The organism is Catenuloplanes atrovinosus (assembly GCF_031458235.1).
In the GTDB taxonomy this organism is placed as follows: Bacteria; Actinomycetota; Actinomycetes; order Mycobacteriales; family Micromonosporaceae; genus Catenuloplanes; species Catenuloplanes atrovinosus.
Window position 1 is genome coordinate 8,098,432 of sequence record NZ_JAVDYB010000001.1, and the last position, 14,967, is coordinate 8,113,398.

The 14,967-nt window shown below is 70.7% G+C and carries 16 protein-coding genes; 9 read left to right on the forward strand and 7 right to left on the reverse strand.

Annotated features, from left to right (window positions below; all coding sequences use genetic code 11):
• Positions 1 to 83 precede the first annotated feature (83 nt).
• The 7 genes from J2S41_RS36125 to J2S41_RS36155 all read left to right on the forward strand — a co-directional run bounded on the left by J2S41_RS36125 (position 84) and on the right by J2S41_RS36155 (position 4,581).
• Entirely contained in the window at positions 84 to 1,235 is a 1,152-nt protein-coding gene (locus J2S41_RS36125; RefSeq protein WP_310374826.1) for a protein-glutamate methylesterase/protein-glutamine glutaminase, read from the forward strand.
• On the forward strand, positions 1,232 to 2,077 hold the full coding sequence (locus J2S41_RS36130) for a CheR family methyltransferase (RefSeq protein ID WP_310374828.1): 846 nt from the start codon (positions 1,232 to 1,234) through the stop codon (positions 2,075 to 2,077). The genes J2S41_RS36125 and J2S41_RS36130 overlap by 4 nt, the downstream gene beginning before the upstream one ends.
• A 5-nt stretch (positions 2,078 to 2,082) precedes the next feature.
• A complete protein-coding gene (locus J2S41_RS36135; protein ID WP_310374829.1) occupies positions 2,083 to 2,469 on the forward strand; it encodes a response regulator in 387 nt (128 codons plus the stop codon).
• A complete protein-coding gene (locus J2S41_RS36140) occupies positions 2,466 to 2,948 on the forward strand; it encodes a chemotaxis protein CheX (RefSeq protein ID WP_310374831.1) in 483 nt (160 codons plus the stop codon). Before J2S41_RS36135 ends, J2S41_RS36140 begins: the two co-directional genes overlap by 4 nt.
• A complete protein-coding gene (locus J2S41_RS36145; RefSeq protein ID WP_310374833.1) occupies positions 2,945 to 3,307 on the forward strand; it encodes a response regulator in 363 nt (120 codons plus the stop codon). Before J2S41_RS36140 ends, J2S41_RS36145 begins: the two co-directional genes overlap by 4 nt.
• Before the next feature lie 8 nt (positions 3,308 to 3,315).
• On the forward strand, positions 3,316 to 3,801 hold the full coding sequence (locus J2S41_RS36150) for a hypothetical protein (protein WP_310374835.1): 486 nt from the start codon (positions 3,316 to 3,318) through the stop codon (positions 3,799 to 3,801).
• Between the two features lie 174 nt (positions 3,802 to 3,975).
• The gene (locus J2S41_RS36155) at positions 3,976 to 4,581 is read left to right on the forward strand and encodes a hypothetical protein (protein ID WP_310374837.1); all 606 of its coding nucleotides are present in this window, start codon (positions 3,976 to 3,978) and stop codon (positions 4,579 to 4,581) included.
• 62 nt (positions 4,582 to 4,643) lie between these two features.
• On the opposite strand, the gene J2S41_RS36160 is transcribed toward J2S41_RS36155, so the two are convergent.
• The gene (locus J2S41_RS36160) at positions 4,644 to 4,910 is read right to left on the reverse strand and encodes a hypothetical protein (protein WP_310374839.1); all 267 of its coding nucleotides are present in this window, start codon (positions 4,908 to 4,910) and stop codon (positions 4,644 to 4,646) included.
• Positions 4,911 to 4,924: 14 nt separating this feature from the next.
• Complete coding sequence (locus J2S41_RS36165; protein ID WP_310374841.1) at positions 4,925 to 6,577, reverse strand: sodium:solute symporter family protein; 1,653 nt, start codon at positions 6,575 to 6,577, stop codon at positions 4,925 to 4,927.
• 150 nt (positions 6,578 to 6,727) lie between these two features.
• Here J2S41_RS36165 and J2S41_RS36170 point away from each other — a divergent pair, with 150 nt between their 5' ends.
• Positions 6,728 to 8,155, forward strand: a complete 1,428-nt coding sequence (locus J2S41_RS36170; RefSeq protein WP_310374843.1) for a DHA2 family efflux MFS transporter permease subunit — start codon at positions 6,728 to 6,730, stop codon at positions 8,153 to 8,155.
• A gap of 247 nt (positions 8,156 to 8,402) precedes the next feature.
• Here the strand turns inward: J2S41_RS36170 and J2S41_RS36175 are convergent, their stop codons facing one another.
• The gene (locus tag J2S41_RS36175) at positions 8,403 to 8,771 is read right to left on the reverse strand and encodes a winged helix-turn-helix transcriptional regulator (RefSeq protein WP_310374845.1); all 369 of its coding nucleotides are present in this window, start codon (positions 8,769 to 8,771) and stop codon (positions 8,403 to 8,405) included.
• Between the two features lie 93 nt (positions 8,772 to 8,864).
• Here J2S41_RS36175 and J2S41_RS36180 point away from each other — a divergent pair, with 93 nt between their 5' ends.
• Entirely contained in the window at positions 8,865 to 9,878 is a 1,014-nt protein-coding gene (locus tag J2S41_RS36180) for a zinc-binding alcohol dehydrogenase family protein (protein ID WP_310374846.1), read from the forward strand.
• 55 nt (positions 9,879 to 9,933) lie between these two features.
• Here J2S41_RS36180 and J2S41_RS36185 read toward each other — a convergent pair whose 3' ends face one another.
• The 4 genes from J2S41_RS36185 to flhA form a co-directional block, all read right to left on the reverse strand.
• Entirely contained in the window at positions 9,934 to 10,752 is an 819-nt protein-coding gene (locus J2S41_RS36185; RefSeq protein ID WP_310374848.1) for a S1 family peptidase, read from the reverse strand.
• A 110-nt stretch (positions 10,753 to 10,862) separates the two neighbouring features.
• Positions 10,863 to 11,138: a hypothetical protein gene (locus J2S41_RS36190; RefSeq protein WP_310374849.1), complete on the reverse strand. Its 276-nt coding sequence runs from the start codon at positions 11,136 to 11,138 to the stop codon at positions 10,863 to 10,865.
• On the reverse strand, positions 11,139 to 12,884 hold the full coding sequence (locus J2S41_RS36195) for a hypothetical protein (protein ID WP_310374851.1): 1,746 nt from the start codon (positions 12,882 to 12,884) through the stop codon (positions 11,139 to 11,141).
• Positions 12,874 to 14,925: a flagellar biosynthesis protein FlhA gene (gene flhA / locus J2S41_RS36200; RefSeq protein ID WP_310374853.1), complete on the reverse strand. Its 2,052-nt coding sequence runs from the start codon at positions 14,923 to 14,925 to the stop codon at positions 12,874 to 12,876. Before flhA ends, J2S41_RS36195 begins: the two co-directional genes overlap by 11 nt.
• Positions 14,926 to 14,967 lie beyond the last annotated feature (42 nt).

Sequence of the window (14,967 nt, forward strand, 5' to 3'; positions counted from 1 at the left end):
GTCGCGGTGGGGTCGATTCAAGGTTGCAGGCAGGGTGCGCAGGGCGCGCAGACCCTCCGCACGTGGCGCAGGGAGGCGACGAAGTGACGATCGCAGTGATGGTGGTCGACGACTCAGTGGTCGTCCGCCGCCTGATCGTGGACGCCCTCGACGGTATGCCGGACATCAAGGTCGTCGGCACCGCCTCCAACGGCCGGCTGGCCCAGGCCAAGATTGATCAGCTGAAGCCGGACGTCATCACGATGGACATCGAGATGCCCGAGATGAACGGCATCGAGGCGGTCCGGGAACTGCGAAAACGGCACCCCAAGATTCCCGTGATCATGTTCAGCACGCTCAGCGCCGCGGGCGCCACCGCGACGCTGGACGCGCTGGCCGCGGGCGCCACCGACTACGTCACCAAGCCGGCGAACGTGGGCAGCGTGCAGGCGTCCATCCAGGCGGTCCGCGACCAGCTGGTGCCGAAGATCCACGCGCTGTCCGGCCGCCGCGCCGGCCCGCCGATGGCCGGGCGCCCTCCGGCCCGCCCGATGGCCCCCACCCGTCCCGGCGCGCCGACCGGCCGTCCCGGCCTGCCGCCGCTCGCCGGCGGCCCGGCACCCACCGGCGGTCCCGGCGCGCCCAGCGGACGCGTCGACCTGATCGCGGTGGGCTGCTCGACCGGCGGACCGGACGCGCTCGCCCGCGTGGTCCAGTCCTTCCCCGGCGACCTGCCGGTGCCGGTGGTGGTGACCCAGCACATGCCGCCGGTCTTCACGAAGATGTTCGCCGAGCGGCTGGACCGTACCAACGCGATCCAGGTCGTCGAGGCGACGGACAGCATGACGCTCAAGCCGGGGGTCATGTACATCGCTCCCGGCGATCGCCACCTCGTTCTGGTCAAGCGAGGGACCGGCGTGGTCACCCAGTTGTCCACCGCGCCGCCGGAGAACTCCTGCCGTCCCGCGGTGGACGTGATGTTCCGAGCGGTCGGGCGCGCCTACGGCGGTTCGACGCTCGCCGTGATCCTGACCGGCATGGGTCAGGACGGCCGCAATGGCTGCCAGGAACTCCGGGCGGCCGGCGCCGAGATCGTCGCGCAGGACGAGGCGACCTCGGTGGTGTGGGGGATGCCCGGCGCGGTGGTCTCCGCGAGCCTGGCCCACACCGTGCTGCCGCTGGACCAGATCGGCCCGTACCTGACCTCACGTGTGAACGCCGGCCGCACGGCCCGGCCGAAGGTGGTGACTCGATGACACTGTCTCAACAAGACTTCTCATTCGTCGCTGGACTGGTGCGGCGCGAGGCGTCGATCGTTCTGGCGCCGGGCAAGGAGTACCTGGTCGAGGCGCGGCTGATCCCGGTCGCGCGCCAGGTCGGGGCGGCGAGCGTGACCGAGTTCCTGGCGAACATCCAGCGCCGGCCGGACCCCACGCACCAGCGCATGATCATCGATGCGCTGACGACGAACGAGACGTCCTGGTTCCGGGACCGTGAGCCGTTCACCGCCCTCACCGAGCAGATCCTTCCGGACCTGATCAGTTCCCGTGCCACCAGCCGCAAGCTGCGGTTCTGGTCGGCGGCGTGCTCCAGCGGGCAGGAGCCGTACAGCCTTGCGATCACGCTCCAGCAGGCGATGCCGGCCGGCTGGAACTACGAGATCGTCGGCAGTGACATCTCCACCGAAATGATCAAGCGGGCCGAGGCGGGTGAGTACAGCCAGGTGGAGATCAACCGAGGGCTGCCCGCCGCGCAGCTCGTGCACTACTTCGAACGCGCCGGCGCGCACTGGCGGATCGCGCCCTCGCTGCGGCGCAACGTCTCCTTCACCCGGCTGAACCTGTGTGCGCCGTTGCCGCCGATGCCACCCTTCGACGTCGTGTTCCTGCGGAACGTGCTCATCTACTTCGACGTGGACACCAAGCGCACCGTGCTGCGCAACATCGGGCGGATGCTGCGGCCCGACGGCTGGCTCTTCCTGGGAGCCGCCGAGACGACGATTGGCATCGATGACAACTATGAGCGGGTCGTAGCCGGGCGCACGTCGGCCTACCGACTCAAGTCTGCGGTGCCGGCCGGCACCGCGAGGAAGGGGTGAGCCACGTGCAGGCGATTCTGATCGACGACTCCCGGGCGATGCGCCTGATCCTGCGCCGCATCGTCGGGCAGATCGGCTTCGACGCGGTGGAGGCCGAGGACGGGCAGGCCGCGATGGACCTGCTCAACAGCATGGATAAGGCGCCGGAACTGGCGCTCATTGACTGGAACATGCCCAACATGAACGGCCTCGAGTTCGTCACCGCGGTCCGCAAGGAACCGAAGTACCGCGAGATGACGCTCGTCATGGTCACGACCGAGAGCGAACAGAGCCAGATCGTACGCGCGCTCGCCGCCGGCGCCCACGAGTACGTGATCAAGCCGTTCACCGCGGGCGCCATGATCGAAAAGCTGGCCCTGCTGGGCCTCGTCCCTCAGGGAGCGAGTTCATGAGTGATGTAGCTGCACTTCGGGTCGAAGACCTGCAGGAGATCGTCGAACAGGTGTGGTCGTCGTACCTCGATCCGGAGGGCATCGAGCCGCTCATCCCGGTCTACGACGACATCGACGCCATGAAGACCGACATGCACGCGTCCGTGTCGATCACCGGAACCTGGCACGGGCACGTCGTGGTCGCCTGCAACGAGCCGGCCGCGAAGAACTGCTCGGCCGCCTTCCTGGCGATGGAGGTGGAGGAGGTCGGCGAGGCCGACATGATGGACGTGCTGGGCGAGCTGGCCAACATCGTCGGCGGCAACGTGAAGAGCATGCTCCCGCCCGGCTGCTTCGTCTCCCTGCCGACCGTGGTCACGGGCGAGGCTCCGCACTACCCGTCCGCGGAGCCGGTCTGCCAGCTCGCCGGCCACTGGATGGGCGACCCCTTCGTGATCACCATGTGGCAGAGCCGTGGCGACGGGGGCGATGCGGCGTGAAGATCCTGATCGCGGACGACAGCCGGGTGATGCGCCAGATCGTCACCCGTACGTTGCGGCAGGCCGGATTCGACGGGCACGACCTGGTCGAGGCGCAGGACGGCAAGCAGGCGTTCGACATGGTGCAGTCCGAGAAGCCGGACCTGGTCATCTCGGACTGGAACATGCCGGAGATGACCGGCGTGGAATGCCTCCGGCAGCTGCGGGCCAACGGGAACAACGTCAAGTTCGGGTTCGTGACCTCGGAATGCACGCCGGAAATGATGAAACAGGCGGAAGACGCCGGTGCCGAATTCTTCATCATCAAGCCGTTCACAGCTGAACGATTTGATGAGGTGTTTAGTCCAATTTTGGGATGATATGAGCTATGTCTGACACTCTCGCAGTTCCCGCCTCTCTCGCGGTGCGCAACATGCTGGGGGACACCCTCGGCCGTGATGTCACCGTCAATGTCGGAAACCCGCTGACGCAGAAGGACCTCCCCACCGCCACCGTGGCGATCTACGTCGACGCCTACAACAAGGTGGCCGCCGTCCTCGGCATGGACCTCAAGCTCGCCGCGTTCGCCGGCGCCGCGCTGGGCCTGCTGCCGGTCGGCGGCGCGGAGGACGCCATCGACGACAAGGAGCTCTACCCGAACCTCGCCGAGAACGTGAAGGAACTCTGCAACATCCTGACCGGCCTGCTGAACAAGGAGGGCGCGCCGCACGTCAAGCTCGACCGCGTCGTCCTGCCCGGAGAGTCGCTGCCGAACGACGCGCAGGCCCACCTGCTCGCACTCGGCCGCCGCATCGACCTGTCGGTGGAGATCTCCCGCTACGGCACCGGCACCTTCTCGCTCTCGCTGGCCTGACCACCAGCCCGCCGCTCTCCCGCGCCGCCGGCCCCCATCCGGGACCGGCGGCGCGACGCGTTCCCGGCGCGGCGTGAGCCGTACCGCGGCGGGATTTCCTGGGATCTTCCGGCAACCGGCCGATAACCGGATTACAGCGGACCGTCTACCCCCGGTCCGTGAAGGGAGATCGACATGGGTTCCATCAGCAGCATCAGCGGTGGGGCGAACACCGCGTACGCCAACAGCGGCCGCGTCGAGCGCCGCGACCCCATGGCCACCGTCGCGAAGACGCTCGGCCTGGACAACAACACGCTCCGGGAGAAGATGCGGGAGGGCACCTCGCTGGCCGACATCGCGGAGACCCAGGGCGTCGCCCACGACGACCTCATCGCCGCGATCAAGGAGGGCCTGCCGGTCGACAAGGCCAACTCCCCGCAGGCCGCCGAACTGGCCGAGTCCCTGGCCAACGCCACGAACGCGGGCGCGCTGGCCGCGGCCGGCGGCGCGGGCGGACCGGGAGCGGGAGGCGCCGGCGCGGGCGGTTCCGGCGGTGGTCACGGTAGCGGCCCGGGCGGCGGGCTGGGCGGGCCCGGGCTGAGCGGCCCGCCACGCGCGACCACGGAGTCGGAGTCGCTCACCCGGATCAGCAACCTGCTGGAGATGTCCACGGACGAGGTCAGCAGCCAGGTGCACAGCGCCACCGACCTGCTCAACCTGGCCAGCTCCAAGGGCGTGACGACCGAGCAGCTGACCTCCGTCCTGCAGCGCAGCGGCAGCCTGGTCGACGTCCGCGTCTGACCGGCGGGCACACCCTTCGAGGCCCGGGACGTACCGTCCCGGGCCTCGAAGGTTTCTCCGAACTACTGCTCCTGAGCCGGGGACTCCGGGGTCTCGGCCGGGCGGAGCCACTGCCAGGCGAGGAACAGCAGGCCCAGTGCGAGCATGCCGAGGCCCATCCACAGGTTGATCCGGACGCCTTCGGCCTTGGCGATCTCCTCCTGGCCGTCGAAGACGCCGACGGCCGTGATGATGACGCCGTAGACGGTGAAGAGGCCGCCGATCACGCGGCGTACGTCGAACGTGCGGGCGGCCGCGGCGCGTTTCTGATCGAGTTCGTTGTCGGTCATCGGGGGTCCCCCTGTCACCAGATCGGGATGTAGAGCAGCACGGACAGGGCCAGCGCGATCACGCCGAGCAGGACCGGGGAGCGGTACCAGGCGGCGTCGCCGGCCAGGGCGTCGCTGGCGGCGCCGGTGCCCTGCAGGCCGTAGACCAGGCCGCGCAGGTCGTCCTCGGACTTCGGCCGGGTGAGCGGCGTGATGATCAGCGCGACCACCACCACGGTGACGAACGCGATGCCGGAGCCCCAGAAGCTCTCCTCCAGGTCGGAGCCGAACGGCAGCGTCCCGGCCTTGTAGAGCAGGTAGACCACGAACGACGCGATCGTGCCGAGCAGCAGCGACCAGAAGCCGGCCTGCGCGGTCATCCGCTTCCAGAACATGCCCACGATGAACGTCGCGAACAGCGGCGCGTTGAACAGCGAGAACAGCGTCTGGATGTAGTTCATGATGTTGTTGAAGTCGGCCGCGATGAACGCGGTGCCGATGCCGATCAGCACGCCGCAGATCGTGGCGATCCGGCCCACCCGCAGGTAGTAGTCGTCGGACCGGTCCTTGCGGACGTAGGCCTGCCAGATGTCGTACGTGAAGACGGTGTTGAAGCCGCTGACGTTGGCGGCCATGCCGGCCATGAACGACGCGATCAGACCGGTGACCGCGACGCCCAGCACGCCGTTCGGCAGCAGGTCGCGCATGAGCAGCGGGATCGCGTTGTTGTACTGCAGCGCGCCGGACTCCGCGCCCAGCCCGGACACGGTCACCAGCGCGATCAGCCCGGGCACCACCACGACGGCCGGGATCAGCAGCTTCGGGAACGCCGCGATGATCGGGGTACGCCGGGCCGCGCTCATGTTGCGGGCGCTCAGCGCGCGCTGCACCTCGGCGAAGTTCGTGGTCCAGTAGCCGAACGACAGCACGAAGCCGAGGCCGAACACGATGCCGATCCAGCTCGCGCCCAGCGGGTTGTCCGAGCCGCCGGTGTTCGCCCAGGTGTGCAGCCCGGCCTCGCCGAGCGTGCTGCCCCGGACCGCGTCCGCCAGGCCGTTCACGCCGCCGACCTTGACCAGGCCGATCACGGTGAGCGGGATCAGGCCGGCCAGGATCACGAAGAACTGCAGCACCTCGTTGTAGATCGCGGAGGTGAGGCCGCCGACCGTGATGTAGGCCAGCACGATCGCCGCACCGACCACGATGGACACCCACAGCGGCCAGCCGAGCAGCGCCTCCAGCACCAGCGCCAGCGCGAACAGGTTGACGCCCGCGATCAGCACCTGGGCGAGCGCGAAGCTCAGCGCGTTGAGCAGGTGCGTCGGCCGGTTGAAGCGCCGGAGCAGGAACTCCGGCACGCTGCGGACCTTGGAGCCGTAGTAGAAGGGCATCATCACGATGCCCAGGAACACCATCGCGGGTACGGCGCCGATCAGGTAGTAGTGCAGCGTCATCATGCCGTACTGCGCGCCGTTCGCGGCCATGCCGATGATCTCGAGCGCACCCAGATTGGCCGAGACGAACGCCAGGCCGGTCACCCAGGCCGGCAGCGAGCGGCCGGACAGGAAGAAGTCGACGCTGGTCTTGATGGCACGCCGGGCGGCGAAACCGACGCCCAGGACCGTGCCGAAGTACAGCACGAGAATCAGATAATCGATTACGCCAAGATCGAGTCTCAGCTCCTCCACGGAACACCTCCCCGGGCCGGCCTGCGGTGCCGGTCGCCGGGACGTGGACTACCCCTCGGTAACGGTCGCCACACGCATGTGATCGTGTTGCGCACCACGTGCCAGTTGATCACCAGCCCGGTACGCTGCGATTGTGGAAAAGGGGGCCAAATGGGACGCGGTCGTCGCCTGCTGATCCTCGCGATCTGCTGCCTCAGCCTGCTGATCGTCGGGCTGGACAACACGATCGTCCAGGTGGCGCTGCCGTCCATCCGGGCCGACCTGGGCGCGTCCGTCACCGGTCTGCAGTGGACGGTCGACGCGTACACGCTGGTCCTGGCGAGTTTGCTCATGCTGGCCGGCTCGACCGCGGACCGCATCGGACGGCGCCGCGTGTTCCAGACCGGCCTGCTCGTCTTCGCGCTCGGCAGCCTGGCGTGCAGTCTCGCGCCCACCTTGGAGTGGCTGATCGCGGCGCGCGTGCTCCAGGCCGTCGGCGGCTCGATGCTCAACCCGGTCGCCATGTCCATCATCACGAACACGTTCACCGACCCGCGCGAGCGCGCGCAGGCGATCGGCGTGTGGGGCGCGGTCAGCGGGCTCGGCATGGCGCTCGGTCCAGTGCTCGGCGGCGTCCTGATCCACAGCGTGGGCTGGGAGGCCATCTTCTGGATCAACATCCCGGTCGGCATCGCCGCGATCGTGCTGACCGCGGTCTACGTGCCCGAGTCCCGCGCCGAGCGCCCGCGCCGCGCCGACCCGGCCGGTCAGCTGCTGGTGCTGACGTTCCTGGCCACGCTCACGTTCGGCATCATCGAGGGCCCGAACCTGGGCTGGGTCTCGCCCGCGATCCTCGGCGCGTTCGCCGCCGCCGCGCTCTCCCTCGCCGGGCTGCTGGTCTACCAGCCGCGGCGCGAGGAGCCCCTGCTCGACCTGCGCTTCTTCCGCAGCGCGCCGTTCTCCGGCGCGGTGCTCATCGCGATCAGCGGCTTCGCCGCGCTGGCCGGCATGCTGTTCCTCGGCACGCTCTACCTCCAGGAGGTACGCGGCCTGTCCGCGCTGCACGCCGGCCTCTGGATGCTGCCGATCGCGGCCGCCACCGTCGTCTTCTCGCCGATCGCCGGCCGCCTGGTCGGCGCGCGCGGCACCCGGCTGCCCCTGATCATCGCGGGCGTCGCGATGACCGCCGCCGGCGCGCTCCTCGCCGGCTTCACCGCGTCCACGCCGCTGGCCTGGATTCTGCTGCCGTACGCGCTGTTCGGCCTCGGCTTCGGCATGCTCAACACGCCGATCACGAACACCGCGGTCTCCGGCATGCCGCGCGCCCAGGCCGGCCTGGCCGCCTCGGTCGCCTCCACCAGCCGCCAGGTCGGCCAGTCCCTCGGCGTCGCCGTCATCGGCGCCGTGGTCGTCACCGGCCTGGGCAACGCCACCGGCGCCGGCCTGGCCGCCGACTTCCCCGCCGCCAGCCGCCCCGGCTTCCTCCTGGTCGCCGCCGCCGGTCTCGTCGTCCTCCTGGTCGGCCTCGCCACCACCACGTCCCGCGCCCGCGCCACCGCCGACCGCGTCGCCGCCGCCCTGAACCCCGCCCGCGCCTGACCGGCCTCCCGCCATCGACGCGGTGGCCGGAAGCCGTGCGATCCCGCGTCGTTCGCTTCCCGTACGGTGCACGGCCGCACGCCGCTCCTCGGCGGCTTTGCTCTGCTTACATCGACGAACCAGCCCAAAGCCGCCGTCGGCGGCGCGCGAGTGGCGCCCGGCTTGGGCCGATTCGGTCAGGTAAGCAGAGCAAAGGCGGGTGGTACGGGAGTCAGGCCGGATGCGGCATGGGAATGTCGCGGCACGGCTACGCGGCGGTGGTGGGGAACCGGTGGATGTTGTCCTCGACCCAGGTGCGCAGCAGCGCGAGCGGAGCGCAGGCGTCGCGGCCGAGGTCGGTCAGGGAGTACTCGACGTGCAGCGGCACGGCGGGGTAGACCGTGCGGTCGACCAGGCCGTGCGCCTCCAGGCCGCGCAGCGTGTGGGTGAGCACCTTCGGGCTGACACCCTGGAGGCGGTCGCGGAGCGCGCCGAAGCGCTGCGGGCCGTCCTCCAGCGCGCCGAGCGCGAGCGCGCTCCACTTGTTGGCGAGCAGGTCCAGCATGTCCCGGCAGGGGCAGGCGGCGGAGTACACGTCGCGAGGGCCGCAGGTGTCGGCGAGGGGCTTGACACGCATGGCGACCAGGATAGTTCCCGCAGGGTAGTAGTTTCCTAGCGGTAACCAATGGCCATTGACGGTAACCACTATCCCGGGGATACCGTCCGGCTCATGAGCGAAACGATGCGCGCGGTCGCGTACCGCAGGAGTCTGCCGATCGACCACCCGGAGAGCCTGGTCGACGTGGAACTGCCGGTGCCCGAGCCGCGCGGCCACGACCTGCTGGTGCGGGTGCACGCGGTCTCGGTCAACCCGGTCGACACGAAGGTGCGGCGCGGCGGCGACCCGCGGGACGGCCTCCGCGTGCTGGGCTTCGACGCGTCCGGTGTGGTGGTCGCGGCGGGACCGGACGTGACCCGGTTCGCGGCCGGCGACGAGGTCTTCTACGCCGGCTCGATCGGCCGGTCCGGCAGCGACGCGGAGCTGCACCTGGTGGACGAGCGGATCGCCGGGCCGAAGCCGGCCACGCTGACCCACGCGGAGGCGGCGGCGCTGCCGCTCACCTCGATCACGGCCTGGGAGGCGCTGTTCGAGAAGCTGCGGGTGACCCGGTCGAGCACCGGCACGCTGCTGGTGGTGGGCGGGGCCGGTGGCGTCGGCTCGATGGTGATCCAGCTGGCCCGGCGGCTGACCGGGCTCACCGTGATCGCCACCGCGTCCCGGCCGGAGTCGCGCGACTGGGCGCTGCGGATGGGCGCGCACCACGTGATCGACCACCGCGGCGGGCTGGCCGACGCGACGCTCGCGGTGGTGCCGGACGGGGTGGACCTGGTGTTCACCGCGTTCTCCGAGGCGGCGCCGATCGGCGAGTACGAGCGGCTGACCGCGCCGTTCGGGCAGATCGTGGCGATCGACGACCCGGAGACGCTGGACGTGGCGGTGCTGAAGCCGAAGAGCATCAGCTGGCACTGGGAGCTGATGTTCACCAAGCCGCTGCGCCTGCCGGACGACGACTCGCAGCACCGGCTGCTGGGCGAGGTGTCCCGGCTGGTCGACGCGGGTGAGCTGCGCAGCACGATCACCGAGGAACTCGCCCCGATCGGCGCGGAGGCGCTGCGGAAGGCGCACGCGCTGGTCGAGTCCGGCACCGTCATCGGCAAGGTGGTCGTGTCCGGCGGGTGGTGAGACCACGAAGGGGCCGGCCGTGGGCACGGCCGGCCCCTCATTCACGACGTGGCGGTCACAATGACGCGGCTGCCGCGGCGATCGCGGAGGCGTACGTGCTGACCTCGGTGTAGACGCCCGGAGCATTGGGGCGGGCGCAGCCGTACCCCCAGCTCACGATGCCGACCTGGATCAGCGGGCCGCCGGAGGTGGTGGCGCGGAACATCGGGCCGCCCGAGTCGCCCTTGCAGGTGTCGGTGCCGCCCTGGCTGTAACCGGCGCAGATCATCGCGCTGTTGACGATCTCGCCGGGGTACGACGAGCTGCACGAGGAGTCGCTGATGAACGGCACCGTCGCCTTGAGCAGGTAGCGCTGCTGTCCGCCGCCCTCGACCGCGGCGCCCCAGCCGGCGACCGTGAACGTGCCCGAGTTGTACGCGGTGGTGGTCGCGATCGGCATCGTGGCCAGCCCGGTCACCGGGCTGGACAGCTTGACCAGGGCCCAGTCGTTGACGTACGTGGATTCGTTGAAGTTCGGCGCCCGGTAGACGTAGCTGGACGTCCGCGTGATCCGGCTGGAGGACTGGAGGTCGACCGCGCCGAGCGTGGCCGTGATGTTGGTGATCGCGCCGGTCCGGTCCAGGCAGTGGGCCGCGGTCAGCACGATCTGCGACGTGTAGAGCGCGCCGCCGCAGCCCATCGACAGCCGCACCATGAACGGGAACTCACCCTGCGCCGCACGGGTGCCGCCGACCACGTCCGGCTTGGCCTGGGCCACTCCGGGCACCGCGGTGCCGCCGAGCGCGACGGCCGTGATCAGCGCCAGCGCCAGCCCCAGCCTCTTCCCCCAGCTACCCCTGAACCGGTCCGAAGGCCGTTCCTGCCGTGCAGCCATGTGTCCTCCCCAACACCGATCCGGGCGCCTTGTGGGCGCCCGGATGTCCCTGATGTCGGGAAGCCTATGGCCCGTCAGTGATCCATGGCCATATCGAAATGGATATACCGCTACGAGGCGATTCGCGGCGTGGCGTCGGTGATAGTGCCCTCCAGCGGCGCGGACTCGGTCACGGCGGGCGTGGCGTCCGGCTTCGCGGCGTCCTTGCCGTAGCCGAACGTCACGAAGCGGAAACCGGCCAGCAGCAGCGCCGCAACGGGAACCGCCACCAGGAACCGGATCAGCGCCTCCGTGACGTCCAGCGTCTGGAGCACCAGCGACTGGAAGAACGCCGGCAGCGAGATGAGCGCGGCGAACCACAGTGCAGACGGACGGATCAGGCCCATTTAGCGCCTCCGCTTTCGGGTCGACTTCTTCTCGGATCGGGTCAAGCGCTCGCACAACATGGCGGCCCACGCGTGCGGGGACGCGTCCAGGCCGTCGATCGTGAAGATCGGTACGTCCAGGCCCAGCACGCTGGCCGGGTCCGCGGTCACGGCGGCGCCGTAGACCGCCACCGCGTCCACGTCGCCCATGCCCCTCAGGTGGCTGAGCGTGTCCGCGGTCTTCCGGGTCGCGTCGACGGCCGCCCACACCTCGGTCGCGCCGATGGCGTCGCAGACGTCGCGCACCCACTCCTCGTTCGGCTCGTTCACCGGGGCGTCGAGCACCACCACGTACGCGGTGTCGCCCCGGTGGATCTTGCGGGCCTTCTTCTCGGCCGCGCTCGGACCGGAGATCTTCCGGGACGGGTGGATCCCGGTGCCGGCCGCGGACGGGCCGGCCAGCAGCAGCCGGGACGCGTCCAGCCGCAGCTGCTCGACCACCTTCCGGGCCACCGGCAGCGTGTGCGTCAGCTCGCCGGCGATCACCAGCACGTCACCGGCGCGCGCGGGCGGCTGCGGACGGGCGGGCAGCTCCGCCAGCGCCTCCAGCACCCCGCCGTACGCGTCCGTGCCGGTCGCCCGCATCGCCATAGTCCTCGGCATGCCGAGCGTGATCAGCTTCTGCGCGATCGGGCTCAGCGCCTCGTCGGCCCGCGGCTCGGGCTGCGCCTCGGGCTGCGGCTCGGGCTGGGCTTCGGGTTTCGGCGCCCGGACCGGCGCCTCGGCCGGGGCCGTCACCACGGCCGGGGCCGTCACCACGGCCGGGGCCGTCACCACGGCCGGCGCTGGTGCCGGTGCCGGAGCCGCCGGCGCGGGTGCGGGCTCGACCACGGCCGGGAGCGCCTGGTGCACCGGGACCAGGGCCGATCGTTCCGGTGGCGCCGGAGCGGCCGGGATGATCGGCGCCTCGGGCGCCATCGTCGCTGTTGCCATCGGTGTGCTCATCGGCGCCGGAGCAGCCGTCGGCTGCGAAACCACGGGTGCCAACGGGTTGGTTTCCGCGATCAGCTGCTCCAGCAGCGCCGGGCTGACCATCGGCGCGCCGGGCGGCGGCGGCCCGTCCGGCGAGGTGGCGGCCGGTGGCCGGTAGGGGCGCACGGTCGGCGCGGCCGGCCTGGTGGGCACGTCGATCACCGGCGCCGAGCCTCCGGAGGCCGCGGCCGGGGTCACGGCGGGCGCGCCGGCCGCGACCGTGGGGCGGGTCAGGTGCCCGCTCTCCAGCCCGGCCATGACCTCCGCGAACGCCGGGCCCGCGGTGGAGACCAGGCCGGCGCGCGCGGGCAGTTCCCCGCCGCCCTGGCCGTACGCGTTCCGTACCGTCTGGGTGGTCTGTTCCGCCCGGGCCGCGGAGCGCGCGAACCCGTCCTGGTCCGCCCGCTCCAGCAGCGCCGCGAGCGTGTCGGACCGCCTCCCCTGTCCGCCGCCTTCGGAGCCGGCGCCGAACCCGCCGTCGGGACCGGCACCGAACCCGCCGCCGGGACCGCCGCTGCCGGGACCGCCGCCATGGCCGCCCGTGGGGCCGGCGCCCTGCTTGCCCGCCATCACGTCGTCCGGGACCTCTACCGACAGCTCGTACTTCTGCTTCGCGAAGAAGCCGCCGAACCCGCCGGTACGGACCTTGTCGGCGGAGATGATGCGCACCGACGTGCCGTACTCCCTGCGTACCTGCTCCAGCAGCGGCTCGATGGCCGGACCCTCAAGCAGCACCCGCGTAGGCACCGTTCACCACCCCCATGGTCTCGATCTGCGCGGTCGAACCGGCGATCTCGGAGTAGGACATGACCGCGGTCTTGCGCCCACCGGCCCGCAACAGCCGGTGCAGCGGCGGCCGCAGCTGCGGGGAGCAGGCCAGCACCGGGTTCGCGCCCTGCTGCTCCGCGTTCTCGGCATGCATGCCGATCTGGTTCACCACGTTCTCGGCGAGCGCCGCGTCCAGCGCCAGGAACAGCCCGTTCTCGCTCGGCCGCAGCGACTCGAGCATGGCGTGCTCCAACTGCGGGTCGAGCGTGATCACGGTGAGCGTGCCGCTCGTGGTGAACTGCTGCGCGATCGCCGGTCCGAGCGCGGCCCGGGCCGCCTCGACCAGGCCGTCGTGGTCGGTGGAGACCTTCGCGCGCAGCGACAGCGCCTCGAAGATGCGCACCAGGTCGCGGATGGCCACCCCCTCGTCCAGCAGCGACTGGAGCACGCGCTGGATCTGGCCGAGGCTGAGCAGCGACGGCGTCAGCTCCTCGACCACCACCGGGTGGGTGCGCTTGACGGTCTCGACCAGCGCGCGGACGTCCTCGCGGCCGAGCAGCCGGCTCGCGTTGGTGCGGACCACCTCGGCCAGGTGCGTGATGATCACCGAGGCGCGGTCGACCACGGTCGCGCCGGCCAGCTCCGCCTGGTAGTGCAGTTCGGCCGGGACCCACTTGCCGGCCAGCCCGAACACCGGCTCCACGCCGGCCCGGCCGGGCAGCGCGGAGAGGCCGTCGCCGATCGCGAGCACGGTGCCGGGCGGTGCCTGGCCGCGGCCGGTCTCCACGCCGCTGATCCGGATCGCGTACCCGGAGAGCGGCAATTCAAGATCATCGCGGGTGCGGACCGGGGGCATCACCACGCCGAGCTCCAGAGCGATCTTGCGGCGCAGCGCGCGGACCCGGTCCAGCAGGTCGCCGCCGGTCGGGTCGACCAGGTCCACCAGGTCGGGGGAGAGGGCCAGCTCCAGCGGGTCGACCCGCATCTCACCCATGATCGACTCGGTGGTGTCCGGGTTGACGGCCGCGGCGGCCGTACCGTCGGCCGCCTCGCCCGGCGCCGGCTCCTCCACCGGCGGCTTGAGCCGGGTGGACGCGAACAGCACCAGGCCGCCGACCAGCAGGAACGGCAGCTTCGGCAGGCCCGGGATCACGCAGAGCGCCAGCGCGGCGCCGCCGCCGATCTGCAGCGCCAGCTTGTGCTGGCTGAGCTGCTTGGTGACGCTGCTGCCCATGTCGCCCTCGGTGGCCGACCGGGTCACGATCAGACCGGTCGCCACCGACAGCAGCAGCGCCGGGATCTGCGACACCAGGCCGTCGCCGATGCTGAGCAGGCTGTACGTCTCGATCGCCTCGACCGGCGCCATGCCCTTCTGCAGCATGCCGACGCCGAAGCCGCCGATCAGGTTGATCAGCGTGATGATGATGGCCGCGATCGCGTCGCCCTTCACGAACTTCGAGGCACCGTCCATCGCGCCGTAGAAGTCGGCCTCCGCGGAGACCTCGGAGCGCCGCTTCCGCGCCTCCGGCTCGTCGATCAGGCCCGCGTTCAGGTCCGCGTCGATCGCCATCTGCTTGCCCGGCATCGCGTCCAGCGTGAACCGGGCGCCGACCTCCGCGACCCGCTCCGCGCCCTTGGTCACCACGACCATCTGCACGATCACCAGGATGGTGAAGATGACCAGGCCGACGATGAGCGAGCCGCCGACCACGAAGTGACCGAACGCCTCGATCACCTTGCCGGCGAAGCCGTCCATCAGCACCAGCCGGGTCGCGCTGATGTTCAGCGCCAGCCGGAACAGCGTGAAGATCAGGAGTAGCGCCGGGAAGATCGAGAACTCCAGCGGCTTCTGGACGAACATGCTGACCAGGACGATCAGCAGCGCGCCGGTGATGTTCAGCGCGATCAGCATGTCCAGCAGCAGCGTCGGCAGCGGCACCACCATCATCACGATGATGGCGATGACCCCGATCGGTACGGCCAACTGGCCCATCAGCCTGGTGTTCACGGCACCTTCCACGGGTGAGGGAATGTTCCCGGGCTGGTCCGT

What these genes read in the sequence shown, in the direction of transcription:
- J2S41_RS36130 (WP_310374828.1), top strand. Translation starts at nt 1,232, where the DNA reads ATGACACTGTCTCAACAAGACTTCTCATTCGTCGCTGGACTGGTGCGG.
- J2S41_RS36140 (WP_310374831.1), top strand. Translation starts at nt 2,466, where the DNA reads ATGAGTGATGTAGCTGCACTTCGGGTCGAAGACCTGCAGGAGATCGTC.
- J2S41_RS36150 (WP_310374835.1), top strand. Translation starts at nt 3,316, where the DNA reads ATGTCTGACACTCTCGCAGTTCCCGCCTCTCTCGCGGTGCGCAACATG.
- J2S41_RS36155 (WP_310374837.1), top strand. Translation starts at nt 3,976, where the DNA reads ATGGGTTCCATCAGCAGCATCAGCGGTGGGGCGAACACCGCGTACGCC.
- J2S41_RS36160 (WP_310374839.1), bottom strand. Translation starts at nt 4,910, where the DNA reads ATGACCGACAACGAACTCGATCAGAAACGCGCCGCGGCCGCCCGCACG.
- J2S41_RS36170 (WP_310374843.1), top strand. Translation starts at nt 6,728, where the DNA reads ATGGGACGCGGTCGTCGCCTGCTGATCCTCGCGATCTGCTGCCTCAGC.
- J2S41_RS36175 (WP_310374845.1), bottom strand. Translation starts at nt 8,771, where the DNA reads ATGCGTGTCAAGCCCCTCGCCGACACCTGCGGCCCTCGCGACGTGTAC.
- J2S41_RS36180 (WP_310374846.1), top strand. Translation starts at nt 8,865, where the DNA reads ATGAGCGAAACGATGCGCGCGGTCGCGTACCGCAGGAGTCTGCCGATC.
- J2S41_RS36185 (WP_310374848.1), bottom strand. Translation starts at nt 10,752, where the DNA reads ATGGCTGCACGGCAGGAACGGCCTTCGGACCGGTTCAGGGGTAGCTGG.
- J2S41_RS36190 (WP_310374849.1), bottom strand. Translation starts at nt 11,138, where the DNA reads ATGGGCCTGATCCGTCCGTCTGCACTGTGGTTCGCCGCGCTCATCTCG.